The organism is Acinetobacter sp. FDAARGOS_559, assembly GCF_003940475.1.
Lineage (GTDB): Bacteria > Pseudomonadota > Gammaproteobacteria > Pseudomonadales > Moraxellaceae > Acinetobacter > Acinetobacter baumannii.
Window position 1 is genome coordinate 39,972 of the sequence record NZ_RKJG01000005.1, and the last position, 16,959, is coordinate 56,930.

At 37.3% G+C, this 16,959-nt stretch carries 17 protein-coding genes; 5 read left to right on the plus strand and 12 right to left on the minus strand.

Annotation, left to right across the window (positions count from 1 at the left end; all coding sequences use genetic code 11):
- Positions 1-2: 2 nt before the first annotated feature.
- The 7 genes from hscA to EGS71_RS01650 all read right to left on the minus strand — a co-directional run bounded on the left by hscA (position 3) and on the right by EGS71_RS01650 (position 5,759).
- Positions 3-1,862: a Fe-S protein assembly chaperone HscA gene (gene hscA / locus EGS71_RS01620; RefSeq protein ID WP_001196579.1), complete on the minus strand. Its 1,860-nt coding sequence runs from the start codon at positions 1,860-1,862 to the stop codon at positions 3-5.
- 38 nt (positions 1,863-1,900) lie between these two features.
- Positions 1,901-2,419: a Fe-S protein assembly co-chaperone HscB gene (gene hscB / locus EGS71_RS01625; RefSeq protein WP_001015254.1), complete on the minus strand. Its 519-nt coding sequence runs from the start codon at positions 2,417-2,419 to the stop codon at positions 1,901-1,903.
- A gap of 85 nt (positions 2,420-2,504) precedes the next feature.
- Entirely contained in the window at positions 2,505-2,825 is a 321-nt protein-coding gene (gene iscA, locus EGS71_RS01630) for an iron-sulfur cluster assembly protein IscA (protein WP_000581597.1), read from the minus strand.
- A gap of 30 nt (positions 2,826-2,855) precedes the next feature.
- The gene (gene iscU, locus EGS71_RS01635; RefSeq protein ID WP_000331712.1) at positions 2,856-3,242 is read right to left on the minus strand and encodes a Fe-S cluster assembly scaffold IscU; all 387 of its coding nucleotides are present in this window, start codon (positions 3,240-3,242) and stop codon (positions 2,856-2,858) included.
- A 66-nt stretch (positions 3,243-3,308) separates the two neighbouring features.
- Positions 3,309-4,526, minus strand: coding sequence for an IscS subfamily cysteine desulfurase (locus EGS71_RS01640; RefSeq protein WP_000828390.1), 1,218 nt, complete (start codon positions 4,524-4,526; stop codon positions 3,309-3,311).
- Between the two features lies 1 nt (position 4,527).
- Positions 4,528-5,001 carry an Rrf2 family transcriptional regulator gene (locus EGS71_RS01645; protein WP_001241480.1) on the minus strand — a complete coding sequence of 158 codons (474 nt, stop codon included), beginning with the start codon at positions 4,999-5,001 and terminating at the stop codon, positions 4,528-4,530.
- A gap of 110 nt (positions 5,002-5,111) precedes the next feature.
- Positions 5,112-5,759, minus strand: coding sequence for a hypothetical protein (locus EGS71_RS01650; RefSeq protein WP_000005343.1), 648 nt, complete (start codon positions 5,757-5,759; stop codon positions 5,112-5,114).
- A 210-nt stretch (positions 5,760-5,969) separates the two neighbouring features.
- Between EGS71_RS01650 and EGS71_RS01655 the strand changes: the two genes are divergently transcribed.
- The 3 genes from EGS71_RS01655 (at position 5,970) to EGS71_RS01665 (ending at position 8,864) form a co-directional block, all read left to right on the plus strand.
- Positions 5,970-6,425: a phasin family protein gene (locus EGS71_RS01655; protein ID WP_000368000.1), complete on the plus strand. Its 456-nt coding sequence runs from the start codon at positions 5,970-5,972 to the stop codon at positions 6,423-6,425.
- A 169-nt stretch (positions 6,426-6,594) separates the two neighbouring features.
- Positions 6,595-6,867, plus strand: coding sequence for an HU family DNA-binding protein (locus EGS71_RS01660; protein ID WP_001043034.1), 273 nt, complete (start codon positions 6,595-6,597; stop codon positions 6,865-6,867).
- A 131-nt stretch (positions 6,868-6,998) separates the two neighbouring features.
- Positions 6,999-8,864, plus strand: coding sequence for a SurA N-terminal domain-containing protein (locus EGS71_RS01665; protein ID WP_000443436.1), 1,866 nt, complete (start codon positions 6,999-7,001; stop codon positions 8,862-8,864).
- A gap of 39 nt (positions 8,865-8,903) precedes the next feature.
- On the opposite strand, the gene EGS71_RS01670 is transcribed toward EGS71_RS01665, so the two are convergent.
- Positions 8,904-9,851, minus strand: coding sequence for an AraC family transcriptional regulator (locus tag EGS71_RS01670; protein ID WP_000339566.1), 948 nt, complete (start codon positions 9,849-9,851; stop codon positions 8,904-8,906).
- Between the two features lie 189 nt (positions 9,852-10,040).
- Here EGS71_RS01670 and EGS71_RS01675 point away from each other — a divergent pair, with 189 nt between their 5' ends.
- Positions 10,041-11,264, plus strand: coding sequence for an alkane 1-monooxygenase (locus EGS71_RS01675; protein ID WP_000993553.1), 1,224 nt, complete (start codon positions 10,041-10,043; stop codon positions 11,262-11,264).
- 119 nt (positions 11,265-11,383) lie between these two features.
- Here the strand turns inward: EGS71_RS01675 and EGS71_RS01680 are convergent, their stop codons facing one another.
- From EGS71_RS01680 to EGS71_RS01695, 4 genes are all read right to left on the minus strand, one after another.
- Positions 11,384-12,589: an acyl-CoA dehydrogenase family protein gene (locus tag EGS71_RS01680; protein ID WP_001053243.1), complete on the minus strand. Its 1,206-nt coding sequence runs from the start codon at positions 12,587-12,589 to the stop codon at positions 11,384-11,386.
- Between the two features lie 21 nt (positions 12,590-12,610).
- Positions 12,611-13,894: an acyl-CoA dehydrogenase family protein gene (locus tag EGS71_RS01685; protein WP_171057415.1), complete on the minus strand. Its 1,284-nt coding sequence runs from the start codon at positions 13,892-13,894 to the stop codon at positions 12,611-12,613.
- A gap of 229 nt (positions 13,895-14,123) precedes the next feature.
- The gene (locus tag EGS71_RS01690; protein ID WP_000070798.1) at positions 14,124-15,497 is read right to left on the minus strand and encodes an ABC1 kinase family protein; all 1,374 of its coding nucleotides are present in this window, start codon (positions 15,495-15,497) and stop codon (positions 14,124-14,126) included.
- A gap of 236 nt (positions 15,498-15,733) precedes the next feature.
- A complete protein-coding gene (locus tag EGS71_RS01695; RefSeq protein WP_000120630.1) occupies positions 15,734-16,036 on the minus strand; it encodes a hypothetical protein in 303 nt (100 codons plus the stop codon).
- Between the two features lie 190 nt (positions 16,037-16,226).
- Between EGS71_RS01695 and ybaK the strand changes: the two genes are divergently transcribed.
- Positions 16,227-16,691, plus strand: a complete 465-nt coding sequence (gene ybaK / locus EGS71_RS01700) for a Cys-tRNA(Pro) deacylase (protein ID WP_002009205.1) — start codon at positions 16,227-16,229, stop codon at positions 16,689-16,691.
- Positions 16,692-16,959: the final 268 nt, after the last annotated feature.

The window sequence follows — 16,959 nt, forward strand, 5'->3', positions numbered from 1 at the left end:
TTTTAATTTGATTTTGACCAATCATCGAGCTTCGTGCCTTTTAAGGCATGGTCAATATGTCGATTCATCCGTAGTGCTGCAAAAGCATCACTATGTACTTTAAGTTGTTGAACTGCGTGCTCAATTGCTTGAATATCACTGCCTTCAAGCTGAGCTTTTAATGATTCCTTAGCAGAGTTGAGTGCGTCAAGCTGCTTTTCATCAAGTAAATCCGCATCTACTTTTAATGCTTGCTCAAGAGCCTCAAGCTCACGTTCTGCTTCAACTTTAGTTTCTTTTAAATGACGAAGATTTTTGTCCTCTTCGGCATGTTGGAAACCTTCAATTAATAAGCGTTCCGTATCCGCCTCAGATAAACCATAAGATGGTTTGATATCAATATGAGCTTGCACGCCAGAAGTTGCTTCACGAGCAGAAACGGTGAGTAAGCCATCTGCATCAACTTGGAAAGTGACTTCAATACGAGCTTGGCCTGCAGTCATTGGTGGAATGCCATGAAGTACAAATCTACCTAATGAACGGCAATGTTCAACTAAATCACGTTCGCCTTGAACTACATGAATTAACATAGCAGTTTGACCATCTTGATAAGTGGTGAACTCTTGACGACGTGCAACAGGAATCGCTGTATTACGAGATATCAGGCGCTCAACCAGTCCTCCCATAGTCTCTAGACCAAGAGAAAGAGGAGTTACATCTAAAAGAAGAGAGCCATCTTGGCTATTACCGATTAACTGGTTGGCTGTAATAGAAGCGCCAATTGCCACCACTTCATCCGGGTTGATCGTGCAAAGAGGTTCTTGGGCAAAAACTTCCCGTACTGCTTTTTGAACAGCATAAGAGCGCGTAGAACCACCTACCAAAACAACATTTTGGATATCAGTTAACTCGAGTTTTGCATCACGCAGTACACGCTTACAAACACTAATCGTTTTGTCTAATGCTACTTGAATAATGCTTTCAAATGTAGGGCGATCTAGTGTGAGAGTTGCTTCGAGTAACTTTAATTCGACTGAATCTTGAGTTGATAATTGTTCTTTAGCTTGACGTGCTGCCACAATAAATGCGGCATAATCTTTATCACTTAATACATCAATATTAAGTTGTTTTTTAGCCCATTTTACGATTAGACGGTCTAAGTCATCACCACCTAAAGCAGTGTGACCGCCAGTCGCTAAAACCTCAAATACGCCTTGTGAAAAACGTAAGATAGATACGTCAAAAGTACCGCCACCTAAGTCATAAATTACATAATTACGGTCGGTCGCTAAATTACTTTCTTGATCTAATCCATAAGCTACAGCGGCAGCTGTAGGCTCATTTAATAAACGTAATACATTTAAACCTGCAAGTTGAGCTGCATCGCGAGTTGCTTGACGCTGAGCTTCATCGAAATATGCAGGAACGGTAATTACTGCTCCATTAACAGGATTTTGTAAGCTGTCTTCAGCGCGATCTTTTAATTGTTTTAAAATTTCAGCTGAGATTTCTACTGGTGTTTTGCGTCCAGCACGGGTTTCAAAAGCAGGCATTTCATTTTCTGAGCCTACTAACTCATAAGGGTGTTGAAATTTAATATCTGCCTTTGAACGGCCCATAAATCGTTTAACAGAAACAATTGTATTTTTTGGATCTGCAATGATAAACGGTTTAGCTTCTTCACCGTAATGAGTTGTATTGTCCCCATAATGAACGATAGAAGGAAGTAATCTTCTATTTTGAACATCATTGAGTACTTTAGGTTTGCCTGATAACACTGTCGCAACTAATGAGTGTGTTGTTCCTAGGTCAATACCAATCGCAATGCGATGTTGGTGTGGGGCACTGGATTGACCCGGTTCAGCAATTTGCAAAAGTGCCATGAGTTAAATCCCTTGAAAATAAAGTAGAGAAAGCAAAATTAAAAATCGTCGTCTAAATCAAAACTGTCTTCATCATCTAACAGTTGATCTTCTGCTTTATCAATATCGTTTAAAACACGTTGAAAGAAACGTAACTTACGTACGGTATCGCGTGCTTCTGCCCAATCTTCTTCACTGTAATCAATTTTGAATTCACGGACCAAACCATCAATCCATTGTTGTACTTCTAATCTTAAAGTACGTAAATGTTCAGATGATGTCGCTTCATCAAGTTGTTCACGAAGTTCTAAAGCGGATTGTAGAAATTCGAAATCACTAATAGATTGATCAAGATGATGATCCTGCTTTTTAAGAGCTAAAAGATAAGCAGCGCGGCTATCAACTTGAGAAAGCGTTTTAAAAGCTTGATTGATTTCACTTGATTTGATCAATGCTTGATCTTTATCTGCGGCTTTATCTGGATGATATTGTTGTTGCAAACTTAAGAAATTTGATTTCAAGCTTGCCAAATCGATATCGAGTGCCACAGGTAAATTGAACAACTCAAAATGATTCATTAGAAATGAGGTCCACATTAATTAAATACATTAAAACAGTGCTGTTAAAAGGCACTGTTTTAATGAGAAAAAGGAAAGGAGAGAATTAAACAGTGAATGACTCACCACAACCACATTCACCCTTTTTATTAGGATTGTTAAATTCGAACCCTTCATTAAGGCCATTTTTAACATAGTCCATTTCTAAGCCGTCTAAGTAAACTAAGCTTTTAGGATCTACAAAAACCTTAACGCCGAATTGTTCGAAAATTTGATCATGTTCATCGATATCATCTACAAATTCGAGAACATAAGCCAACCCAGAACAACCAGAAGTTTTCACACCAACGCGAATGCCTTCACCCTTACCTCGGTTTTTAAGGTAATTGCTAATATGAGTCGCAGCATTTTCAGTTAAATGAATCATGAAAACTCCAACGTTTATAATGGTAACAAATTAAGCTTTTGATTTTTTACTACGATAATCTTCAATCGCAGCTTTAATTGCATCTTCAGCTAATACAGAACAGTGAACTTTTACTGGCGGAAGAGCTAGCTCAGTTGCAATATCAATGTTTTTGATTGCTTGAGCTTCATCAAGTGTCTTGCCTTTTAACCATTCTGTTACAAGTGAACTTGATGCAATTGCAGAACCGCAACCATAAGTCTTGAAACGTGCTTCTTCGATTACACCGTTGTCATTTACTTGAATCTGTAAACGCATTACGTCGCCACATGCAGGTGCACCCACCATACCTGTACCAACATTCTCAGAGTTTTTGTCTAAAACACCAACATTACGTGGATTTTCGTAATGATCAATTACCTTTTCGCTATAAGCCATTTCGCTTCTCCAAACCTCGGGGTCAGCCTAATATTAATATGAGGGTTAAAACACTAATTTCAATAATTAGTGTTCTGCCCATTCAACTGTAGAAAGATCGATACCTTCTTTGTACATATCCCAAAGCGGAGAAAGTTCACGTAATTTCTCAACAGCGGCTTTGGTAATTGTAAGCACGTGGTCAATATCTTCTTCAGTCGTGTATTTACCAAAACTAAAGCGAATTGAGCTGTGTGCTAGCTCATCAGATAAACCTAATGCGCGAAGAACATATGAAGGCTCTAAAGTAGCAGAAGTACAAGCAGAACCACTTGATACAGCAGCGTCTTTAAGCGACATCATTAAAGATTCACCTTCAACAAAGTTGAAGCTGACATTTAAATAGTTAGCAACGTTTTGAGTTGGGTGGCCATTTAAGAACACTTGTTCAAGGTCTTGTAAACCGTTCCAAAGTTTGTCACGAAGTTTACGAATACGTTCTTGTTCTGCATGCATTGTTTTGCCTGCAAGTTCAAAAGCTTCACCCATACCAACAATTTGGTGAGTCGCTAAAGTACCAGAACGCATACCACGTTCATGTCCACCGCCATGAATTTGTGCTTTTAGACGAACACGTGGGCTACGACGTACATATAATGCGCCGATACCTTTTGGACCATAAATTTTATGAGCAGAGAAACTCATTAAGTCAATTTTCATTGTAGATAAGTCGATATCGACTTTACCAGCTGCTTGTGCTGCATCTACATGGAAAAACGTTTTATTTGCACGTGTTAATTCACCGATCGCTGCTACATCTGTAACTGTACCAATTTCATTGTTTACCATCATAAGAGAAACAAGAATAGTATCTGGGCGAAGGGCAGCCTTAACCATTTCAGGAGTAATTAAACCTGTTTGTGGTTCTGGCTCTAAATAAGTGATTTCAAAACCTTGTTCTTCCAATTCACGGCAAGGATCGAGAACAGCTTTATGTTCAATTTTACTTGTAATGATATGTTTGCCTTTAGATGCATAGAATTGAGCAACACCTTTAAGAGCAAGGTTGTCTGATTCAGTTGCACCAGAAGTCCAAACGATTTCACGTGGGTCAGCTTTAATTAAGTTTGCGACTTGCTCACGTGCATATTCAACTTTTTCTTCTGCCTGCCAGCCATAAGCGTGGGAACGAGATGCAGCATTACCAAAGGTACCGTCGAAAGTTAAACACTCCATCATACGTTCTGCAACTTGCGGATCTACTGGAGTGGTTGCTGCGTAATCAAGATAAATTGGACGTTTCATATCAAATACCTGTACCCGATAAAAGAGCTGAATCTGTGCCAGTTACATTTTGGCGTAATGCAACAGTTTGAACGTTGTCTCGGCTAATGAGGTTGGCAAGAGTGATTTTAGCTAAATAGTCGGCAATATGATGAGAGAGTTCTTGCCATAAATCGTGAGTAAGACACATTGCACCATTTTGGCAGTTGCCTTTATGGTCACAACGCGTTGCATCAACGGTTTCATTTACGGCTTCAATGATTTCTAACACAGTAATTTCATCAGCGTTTCGAGCCAAATGGTAACCACCATTTGCACCGCGAACACTAGAAACTAACCCATGACGCTTAAGTTTTGCGAACAACTGCTCTAAATAAGCAACTGAAATAGATTGACGTGCGGCAATTTCGGCGAGCGTGATCGTTTGTTCAGTTGGCTGCAAAGCTAAATCAAGTAGAGCAGTCACTGCGTAGCGACCGCGAGTTGTAAGGCGCATGATTCGATACACATGTTAAAACTAGATAATAGGATTTTATGAATCCCGACTAAAATAGTCAAGTTTTTTTATTTTTAATTCAAGTGCAGGATCAAATTAGAAAAAATAAGTTAAGCTACCCACAAATTATATATGAAATAAACAATAAATATTAGGCTAATTATACCAAAGCACAAGTTAATGTTCCGTTGGCGCTGTTGTAAACGTGCAATTCGGTTTTGATACTGTTTAATTTCGACATGCAACGAATTTATTTCTGAGCGTTGTTGGTCGATTTTTTCAAGTAATGGAGCAATTTTTTTGCGAGAGGCTAGGGCTTCGGCTTCATCATCTGGTGCGTTGAACCACTGTTTCCAGTCTGCTAGAAGCTTAGGTAAAGTGAGATGCGAAATTAAATCGATAAGTTCTTTTTTAGTCTCTGCATCCCCATCAATTCGCATGTTATTCAGGCTACGTTGATTTGAAAAAACAAAAATTTTGATAAGGTCAACGAGAGTACTATTAATTTCTAAATCAATCCGACGGTCATATGAGTGAATATCAAATAGCAATCCTTTTTCCGTAAACTGCACATAGAAATCGAAAAATGGCAAATAGCTATTAATACGGATTGTTATTTTATTGGCGATAAACTTTTTCGCTTGCAAGCGAAGAACACCATCGTGGGTGAGAATAAATGAGAAAAAAGTTTCTAAAATAATTAGAACAATATTCAGCAACAGACGTGGATGTTTTTGTCTTTGTTGCGTTTCACTCATAAAAGTTTATCCTTAAATATTAGAGATTAATTGAGAGAATGAGACATCCTATCTCAAACTTAACACAATGTCCTGTTAAATATATTTACATGACATGATTGTTTTGTAGAACAGTTTCATAAATGTATCAAGTCTTGACTTTGTTATTATAAGAATATTTTGTGGTTAAATAACACTTCGTCTCTCTCATCCGATCAGGAGCTTAGATCAATGGATAATGCAAACATAGAAACACAAGCAGAAGAGCAAGGAGAAAAAAATAAATCAAAATCAAAAAGTTCTAGAAAATCTGCATTAGATTTTAGAAAGTATACGAAACAAATCTGGTTGGCAGGTTTGGGTGCTTTTTCTCGTGCCGAAGAAGAAGGGAATAAACTATTTGACTCATTAGTCAAAGTAGGAGAAGAGTTAGAATCCAAAACAGGTGATTTAGCAGATACAACTGTTGGTAAAGTAACCGAAAAAGCAAAAGAGTCGGTTTCTGATACAAAAGACAAGGTCGAGAAAATTTTAGATACGAGTGTAAACCACTCTTTAAATAGAATTGGCTTGGTCACTCCGAAGGATTTACAGCACATTGAACAACTCCTAGTTCAACTGCATATAAAGGTAGATGCTTTAATTGAAGAAAATCAGAAATTGAAGGCAAAATTGAATGAAAAGTAAAAAAATGTAGGGATTTAGCAAATATATAACAGTTTTTTAGCATTTATTTTTGCTAAAAGCTCTGCTCTAGTATTGCGTTTTCCCCCAAAGCATTGCTATAAAGGCGTCATGGCCTTTTAAACTATAGCCTTGGACCTTAAACAAACGATATTAAGAGGATGTTTTATTCATGAATAAATCAGAATTAATCGATGCAATTGCTGAAAAAGGGGGAGTATCTAAGACTGATGCAGGCAAGGCACTCGATGCGACAATTGCGTCAATTACTGAAGCACTTAAAAAAGGTGACACAGTAACTTTAGTTGGTTTTGGTACTTTCAGTGTTAAAGAACGTGCTGCACGTACTGGTCGTAACCCTAAAACTGGTGAAGAGCTTCAAATTAAAGCAACAAAAGTACCTAGCTTTAAAGCTGGTAAAGGTCTTAAAGATTCAGTTGCTTAATCTTTTAAGATGATTAAACGCGCCAATATAGGCGCGTTTTTTATTAAAAATCTGAATTGACCAATATTGCTCATTCATTCATTGTGGTTTTTCAGTTAAAATTCTCCTCGAAATAAAATATTGGAATACTTATGGAATCGTTTCGTACAGTCATTAAGGGTTGGCTCGGCAAAGTCCTTTTAGTTTTGTTTTTGACCCCTTTAGCGCTTGTAGGTATTGAAGGATATTTTAATAGGGGAAACAAGGCAGATGTCGCAAAAACTGTAAATGGACAGGACATATCAAAAAAAGACCTTGAAACTTTAACGCAAAGGTATAAAGAACAATATTTAGCTGCTGTAAAGGGTGATGAAAGTTTACTTAATTTACCGGTAATTCAAGCCAAAGCTCTTGATATATTGGTATCCCGTAATTTGCTCATTCAACAAGCTGAAAAATTAGGTATTTCTTTAAGCGATGCTCAAATCGAGCAAATGTTAGCTCAGCAGCCAAGTTTGCAAGAAAATGGCCAGTTTTCACAAAAATTATATGAAAATTATTTGCGTTCGATTGGCATGACAAGTGAAGGTTTAATTGCTAGCTTACGTCAAGATCACGCTTTAAAAATGTTGACTTCAACTTTTGCAGATTATTCTTTAGTGAGTAAAGTTGATTTAATGCAAATTGCGAATTTGCAAACCGAACAGCGTACATTGCATTTGGCTAGTATTAAGTTAGACCCTTATAAAACTGGTTTAACTGCATCGAACCAAGAGGCTACTGATTACTACAACAAACATCAGAATGAGTTTAAACAGCCTGCTTCTGTTGATGTAGATTATGTTGTTTTATCTCCGTCTTTAATGGCTAAGCCAGCTCCAGCCACAGATGCCGAGCTTAAACAAGCTTATGCAAAGTTCGTAGAAACTCAGCAAAAAGATGCTAAACGCATAGTGAAACATATCCTTATTACGACAGACGCTCGTGATGATGCGGCAGCTCAAAAACTTGCTAAAGATGTATATGCAAAAATTCAGGGTGGACTTTCATTTGCTCAAGCAGCAGCTCAGTTCTCTGAAGATCCAACTTCTAAAACGAAAGGTGGATTAGTTGAAGCATATGCACCTGGTGTTTTCTCTGATGCATTTGATAAAACTGTTTTAAGCTTGAAAAATGGTCAAATTTCTCAGCCAGTAAAAACACAATATGGCTATCATATTATTGAAGCGGAGACTCAGGCGAACCAAATTCCTTCATTTGAAGCTGAGAAACCACGTTTAATTGCAGAAGTTGAAAAGAATAAAGTTGCATCTGTTTATTCAGATACCGTAAATAGCTTGAATGAAACGATTGTTGGTAATGATTCTTTAGACGCTGTTGTACAGCAGGTTAAAGGTACAAAAATCGAATCATTAAATGGTGTAACTTTAGCCACTCAAAATCCATATTTAAGTGATCCTAACGTAAAAATTAAATTGTTTAATGATGATGTGAAAAATGGCGATCGTAATGCTTCATCTAATATTCAATTAGCGAACGGAGATACTGTTTGGGTTAAAGTACGTGACTATCATGCGGCTGGTGTTAAACCACTTGCCCAAGCAATGAATGAAGTAAAAGCTAAAGTAATTGATGAGAAAGCACGTAAAGCAGCTCAAGCGAAAATCGCTACAATGCTGACAGAATTCAAAACTCAGCCAGCTGAACAAGTTGTCGCGAAAAATAAAGTTGCTTTTGAATCAGCGGGTGTATTTACTCGTTCACAAGGTTTAAAACGTGCAATTGAGCGTGCAGCATTTAGTGTTCCTGCGCCAAAACCAGGTATGTGGTCTGTAACTACCGCGAACTTACCAAATGAGTTAGTGGTTGTGGCTGTTTCTAATGTAAATTCAGCTGCTGTTAACGCTATGCCTGCTGATCAGTTGCAACAATTAAAACAGCTTTACCGCCAATCTCGTGGTCAACAGATACTTGAAGATTACAGCGAATACTTAAAGTCACACGCTAAAATCAAATAAAATCTATGTAATAAAAAAAGCGCTTCGGCGCTTTTTTTATTATTCATCGAGATTAGTACCAATATAATTTTGTCTATATTGTTTAGGTGATAAATCAAATACTCTTTTAAATGCCTGACTAAATGCGGTTTCGGAAGAATAGCCCACTTTATTTGAAATTTGTTGTATTGATAAATTACTTGTGCGTAGATATTGGCTAGCTAAGCGGAAGCGATAATGCTGTAAATAAGTAAGAGGTGGTTCACCAATAATACTATTAAAAAGATTGGCAAACTTAGATCGTGACATGCAGCATTGTTCAGCTAATGATTCAACAGTCCAGCTTATTTCAGGTTGACTATGAATTGCGGATAAAGCATTACTTAATTCAGGATGTGTGAGGGCACCTAACCAATTTTGTTGATCTGACATTTGTTGAATATGATCACGAATACATTCTATTAAAAGAATACTGACTAAGTGATCAATAATTTTGTCATGGCCTGGTTGGATTTTTTGTGTTTCGACCGCTAAAAAGTAGAGACCTATTTGCAACCATTCAGGAGGAGTGGCCTGGTTCTCATGTTGAATATGCATAATAGAGGGTAATGCATTAATAAGTGGCCCTGCCATATAAGTATCGACTTGACAGCGCAAGCAGAGTAATAGGGTATTTTCAGCTGTTGATGAGCCTAACTCAATTGGATCGTGGCGATGTCCATTAAATAATGGAGTAATATCGACTGGATCTACAAGTTTACTTGCAGTAGCTTTTGAGTCTGTAGCATGATGCGCTTTTCCAGAAGGAATTAAAATAATATCTCCAGCTCTTGCTGTTATTTTCTCTGACACATTTAATTGGATATATACAGAACCCGTTAAAACGATATAAGCCAGTAAAGCAGATTGATCTTGTGTTTTAAAAGCCCATTCACCTTGTGCTTTTATATAAATATATTCAGACTTATTTAAGTGGATATCATCAAAAAATTTACTTAGTGCATCCATGTTTACGTGATCAATCATTATTTTAATAAAATTATAGTGAGCTATAAGAATAGATCAACATGTGTTTTTAGGACAAAAAAGTGGAAGAAAATGCCAAAGACTTTGAAATAGGTTTTTTGGACGGTTACAACTGTTAAGAAAATAGTATTTCTTTAACTATATAGATATATAGAAAAAGGAAATATGACTATGAATGCACCAGTAAATGTTCAGCAAGAACTTATGCCAGTGCCAGCGTCTATGCGTGAGATAGATCGTAAGCGCTATTTATGGATGATTAGTCCGGCTCTACCTGTAATTGGTTTAGGTATTTTAGCTGGATACCATTTTGGTCCACGCCCATTAAAGAAAGTATTTGCTTTAGGTGGCCCACTTTTATTACATGTTGTGATTCCTGCAATTGATACAATTATTGGCAAAGATGCGCGTAATCCAACCGATGAAGAAATTAAACTTCTTGAGAAAGATCCATATTATTCGCGTTTGGTAAAAAGTTTTATTCCATTGCAGTATGCGGCAAATATTTATGCATGTTATTTAACAAGCCGTAAAGATACTTCATTTCTTGACAAAATTTTGCTTGGTATTTCGATGGGTGCCATTAATGGTATTGCAATTAATACAGCCCATGAATTAAGCCATAAACATGATCGTATAGACCATATTTTATCTCATCTTGCTTTGGTGCCTACAGGTTACAACCATTTCCGTATTGAGCATCCATATGGCCATCATAAACGTGCAGCTACTCCTGAAGATCCGGCATCTTCACGTATGGGTGAAACATTTTATGAATTTTGGCCACGTACTGTTATCGGTTCTTTTAAATCAGCAATTGAAATTGAGAAAAATCGTTTAAAACGTAAAGGTAAAGAGTTTTGGTCACTCGATAACGAATTGCTGCAAGGCTGGGGTATGAGTGCTGCTTTCCATGCTTCTATGGTAGGAATTTTTGGTAAAAGTACGATTCCTTATTTAGCAACACAAGCATTTTACGGGATTAGTCTATTCGAAATTATTAACTATATTGAACATTATGGCTTATTGCGTCAGAAAAAAGAAAATGGCCAATATGAACGTACAATGCCAGAGCATAGCTGGAATAATAACAATGTAGTGACCAACTTATTCTTATATCAGTTACAGCGTCACTCAGATCATCATGCTTATCCAACTCGTCCATTCCAAGCGTTACGTCATTTTGATGAAGCACCAGAGTTGCCAAGTGGCTATGCAAGTATGCTGCTACCAGCCATGATTCCTTCATGGTGGTTTAAAATGATGGATAAGCGTGTATTTGATCACTACAAAGGGGATTTAAATAAAGCAAATATTTCACCAAAACGTCGTGCAAAAATCTTCAAAAAATTTGGTGTAGTCGATAAGTCCTTAGAAGCTACACAGGCTGAATAATTAAAAAATATATTCCTGAAATACCGAACCCTCTAATCATGTGATTAGAGGGTTTTATTTTTGCCGATAAATCATAGTGCTAAAAAGCAAGGAAGTTAAAAAACTCCCTTGCAATATTTCTATTTTAGTTCACTTGAAGATTTTCCAAGCTCACGTCGAGCAATAATAAGTTGCTGGATTTGTTGAGTACCTTCAAAAATATCAAGAATTTTTGAATCACGTGCCCACTTCTCAAGTAGTTCATCTTCGTTATAGCCAACACTTGCAGCTAACTCGACACACTTCAAAGTGATTTCATTGCCTACACGACCAGCTTTTGCTTTAGCGATGGAAGCTTCTTTTGAGTTTGGTTTTTTGTTGTCTGCCATCCAGGTGGCTTTCAGCATAAGTAACCGTGCAGCTTCCCATTCGGCTTCCATTCGGTAAATTTGTGCAGCAAGGTTGGAAGTTTGCAAATATGGAGTCGAGTAATTGGGGTCTAACTGGTCTTTAAAAATTTCTTTAATACGCTCTAAAGAAGCCTTGGCACAGCCAATTGCCATTGCTGCGACTAATGGACGTGTATTATCAAAGGTTTCCATTACACCGGCAAAACCTTTTGCAACATCAATTTCAGGGTTACCGAGCAAGTTTTCAGCCGGAACACGACAGTCAGTAAAACTAATAACGGCTGTATCAGAAGCTTTGATACCTAACTTATGTTCAAGTCGCTCAACCTTCATTCCGGGTGTACCCTTAGGCACCACAAATGATTTGATTGCTGCGCGTCCAAGTTTTCGGTCAAGTGTAGCCCATACAACCACGGAGTCCGCACGTTCACCAGAAGTTACGAAAATCTTTTCACCATTTAAAATATAGTCATTGCCATCTTTAGTTGCCGTAGTACGGATCGCAGCAGAATCAGAACCACAACCTGGCTCAGTAATGGCCATAGCCGCCCAAGTACCTTTAAAACGTTCTAGTTGCTCATCATTTGCGACCGCGGCAATTGCAGAGTTTCCTAAACCTTGACGTGGCATGCTGAGTAATAGTCCAGTATCGCCATAACACATTTCAATGATGCCTAACGCTGTTGACATATTAGTTCCGTTACGGACTCCTTCATTATCAGTTTCACCACGTTTTCCTGCACCGGCAGCACCTGCATTAATTCCTTCACCACCTTCATTCATGCCATCAATGAGTGAAGCAAGCATATCCAGCTCTTTCGGATAAGCATGTTCTGCTTTATCGTATTTACGGGAAATAGGGCGTAATACATTGATCGCAACATCATGTGCCTGATCAATCATCATTTTGAATTTTTTTGGATTTTGTAAATTCATGGAAATATCCTCTGATTGATCTTAAGCATGTAAGCCAGAATATAAAATTGCGGTTGCACGTAAATCACGATACCAACGTTCAACAGGGTGCTCTTTTGTAAACCCATGACCACCTAAAATTTGTACGCCATCTGTTCCTATTTTCATGGATTTTTCTGCGCAAAGAATGCGAGCTAAATATGCTTCACGATGGAAAGGTTTACCTGCTTCGGCAAGACTTGCGGCATTTAGAATTAGCATGCGCATAGCATCAATTTCAATTGCCATATCTGCAATCATGAATGCGACACTTTGACGATGTGAAATTGGTTCTCCGAAAGCAGTTCGCTCATTGGCATATTTAATACAATATGCTTTTACAGCTTCACAGGTTCCTACAGCCATTGCACACCACATTAAGTTGCCTAAATCTAAAAAGGCGGTGTAATCAAAATCTGTTGCACCTAGTCGTAGAGCAGGCGTATTACTGAATTTTAAAGTAGCTGTCTCTGCTGCTTTGAGACCCATAGCAGGAGTACTTTTAATAGAAATGGTATCGCCAGCTTGTACTACAAATACATCCGGCTTGCCATTAAAGTCTGCACTTACCAAGAACACATCAGCCAAATCTCCTAAAATGACTAAGGTTTTTTCGCCCTCTATAAAATATTGATCATTTTCAAGAGAAGCTTTTGTTTTTAAAACATAAGGGTTAAATGCTGGAGTAGCTTCTTGTACAGCGAAAGTGGCGGTAATGTCGGAGTCTTCTGCAAAGCAAGGTAAATACATTGACTGAACTTCAGTAGAACCCCAACGTGTAATGGCATTAATAACACTAAACGTACTTAAGAGCCCTGCTGTAAGACTAAAATCACCTTCAGCTAGTTTTTCAGCAATCAATAAGTTACTTACAATATTTTGTTCAGCGGCGACACCACCTAGCGCTTCTGGAAGAGCGTAATAGTTTAATCCTAAATCTTCTACATATTGCCAAAGGCTTTCTGGAAATTGAGCTGTCTGATCAGCATCATGAGCTAATCCCAATAAAACTTCTTGAGCAAATTGAGACATTGCCTCTGAAGTCATTTGTTGTTCTTCAGTTAGGCTTAAATCAAATAGGTTTTTCTTCTGTTGAGGTAGACGTTGTTGGGGAATTTGCTTAGGTTTAAATGCTTTCTGAGTCTGACTTAATGCTCTAAAACCAGCTTTTGAACCTTGGTAAAGAGACCTTTCAAGAAATTTACGTAGTTTGAGTTGATCAAGTACATCGCTTCCAGCTAGTTTTGTGATCAGCGATAAACCCAACCCTTGGGCTTTATTGATCATATTTGTCATGATTATGGTGTCCTAACACATTGTTATTGTTTTATGCTGACACGCTGTATAAGAAAAAACTATGTCGTTGCTGACATTCAAAAAATGAGTAGATAAATGGTAAAAGCAAAATAGGTTTTGGTTTATGTTTCTGATTTCAAAAAATAAAATAAATTTTTAAAAAGAACTATTTTGATTGGATTGACTAGAATGACACGGAGTCATTCTAGTCTTAATAATATTAAGCAAAGTTACGAATCATACGTCGTACATTTGTTTTGGCATCAATAACAGTCATAAATGTATATGCGCCAATAAACTTACGGCTAATAAACATAAATTCTTTTGGAGGAACCGAGAAATATCGAGACGCCATTGATTTGCTTGCTTGCTGCATAACACGACTATGTAACTGGCTCTTTTTCCAGTCATAACGTTCATGTTCATCCATCAGCCCAGCTGGCATATCTGGATTATTTGCAGGGGTACTGAATGCTTCTGTCGCAAGTAAAAAGACATCGGCCATGCCAGGTTTAATACTTTCAGGCATTGCATCGAAAAACTCATATCCAGTCATTGCTTGAACCATCGCATGTTTATCATGCTGATAACCTGCTTGTATAAGATTACGCGCAACTGAGAGTAAATGTTCATCGAACTGACGGATCGCACCAAAGTCTAATAGTACAATTTTATCCTGAATATCTTGGCCATTACCTAAACGAACAAGGTAGTTACCAAAGTTAGGGTCAGTTTGCATTTCGCCCCATTCAAAAATCTCACGAACTGCAATCTCTAGTGAAGCTTCACCGAGCTGATTACGTCGTTCTTGAGGAAGGGAAAGCATGACTGGACTATTGATAGGCACGCCACGTTCAAAGGTCATACATAAGACTTGATCGGTACAGTATTCATCTACAATTGTAGGGACGATATAGCGCTCATCATCTTTTAAACGCTCAGCAAAGCGACGTGTTGTGGCTGCCTCTACGTGATAATTGACTTCACGATGCATCATTTCACGTACTTCATCAAACCACTGATCAAACTCACGAGTTTGAGGAACCATACGTGTAAGCTTAAGCATGTTTTTAAACAGACTCATATCGGAGTCAATTGCATTCGCAACACCAGGGTATTGAATTTTTAAAACTAACTCTAAACCGTCTGACTTACGTGTTGCGCGATGAACTTGTGCCAGAGAAGCCGTACCGATAGGTTCATGGTCAATTGTTAGATCATTTAACTTAGAACCTAGTTGTTCTTGTAAATGAGGTTTAATTGCTGGCCAGTCTAAAGCAACAGTTTGGTTATTTAAGGTATTTAAAGCTTGAGTAATTTCTTCTGGTAAAAAATGTTCACCATAAAGCGCCATCATTTGGCCAATCTTGACAATAGAACCTTTAAGTTTGCCAATTTCAGAAACAAGATAATTAGCTTGCTCGCTCATTGCCTTTTTACGCTTCTTCTCTTTTTCTTCTTCACTAGAAAAGAGGGAAGAGGCACTTGCAGTAGCCCAACGTGTTCCTGCCAGTAAAGAAGCTTTCGCGATTGATAAGCGTCGATCCATGGAAGAAGTTTTTAAACTCTTAAGCTTATCGTTCTGATTTGACATGAAAATAGAATCCTATGCGCATCATGCAGCCAAACGCTGGTGATCTAAAATTGTAACGAATATTACATGTTTTGAACGTATTAAAATAGTTCCCTCAGACTGAATGGTGAGTTGAAAGTCTCATTTTAGATTTTAATTTTCTAAAAATAGCCTAAGCGGTAGAGAGAAAATTAAAATATCTGCCATTCAGAAAAATAAACTACTACAAAACGTCGTATCAGATGCTAACCGTAAAATTACATTTTAAACTGAATTTTTAATTCAGCCTTTTGCATTAAATGCATACGATTAGCTTGAATATGTTGAATAACCATTTGCTTGACGGAATCATGCATAAAACCAAGCGCATGAGCCTTTACAATAATGATGCTAGGCAGTGTATAGAAAAAGTACTTAACATCATCAAAAGTCGCATTATTAAAAATGCCTTGTTCGATTAAGGTCTGCTGTAAAAATTGCTTTTCATTTAATACATGATCTGAAGACTCATCCCAAAAACGGTGACGCATTGCCATCAGATTATTGTGTTTGTAACTCATAAATTCGCCAGTTCAGACTTTAAATCTCAACTAAATATATTGGAGTCATCTACTCAATATCAAGTTTAGATTGTTTTTTGTTCGGTGAAGGTTTGATTTTTCATGTAAATGATGTAAATAGCCTAAGCAAATTTTAAACTTTTCTTAAAATAAATATAATCAATATCATTTCATTAAAATTTAAACTCCTATGACTCCTGCATGTAGACTGTTAAAAAGTAACAAAATCGAATTTTCTATCCATGAGTATGAACATGACGCAAATGCTAAAAGTTTTGGCTTAGAAGCTGCGGAAAAATTAATCCTTAATGTAAATGAGGTGTTTAAAACACTTCTGGTTACCGATGAGAAAAATTATTTTGTTGCGGTTATACCAGTTAACCATCAACTCAATTTAAAAAAAGTAGCTACGGCAGTGGGGTGTAAAAAATTACAGATGGCAAATCCTAAAGATGCCGAACGGTTAACAGGGTACTTAGTGGGCGGAATTAGTCCTTTAGGCCAAAAGAAACGTTTGAAGACAGTAATTGATGCCTCTGCGCAAGAGCTCAGCAAAATTTATGTAAGTGGTGGTAAGAGAGGGTTAGATATTGGTGTAAATCCTAAAGATTTAGCACAAATATTAACGGCGCAATTTGTAGACCTACTTGATTAAATTTATGAAAAGGTGACTACTTATTAATTTAAGCAGGAGTGGGTTGGCTCAAATCGGGTTTTATAATGAAAACCTATTGTAAATGAGAAGATTATCATTTAATACTATTGTTAAATTTAGTGAAGAAATTTACATTAAGTAATCACTCTTAGAATAAACATATTTAATTTCAAAAAGTTATTAAAAAAATAAAAATTATTCAGCATGTTGAATAATGAAATGATAATAATTATCATTAATATTATTCTTAGCCTTAACTTGGCTGAGT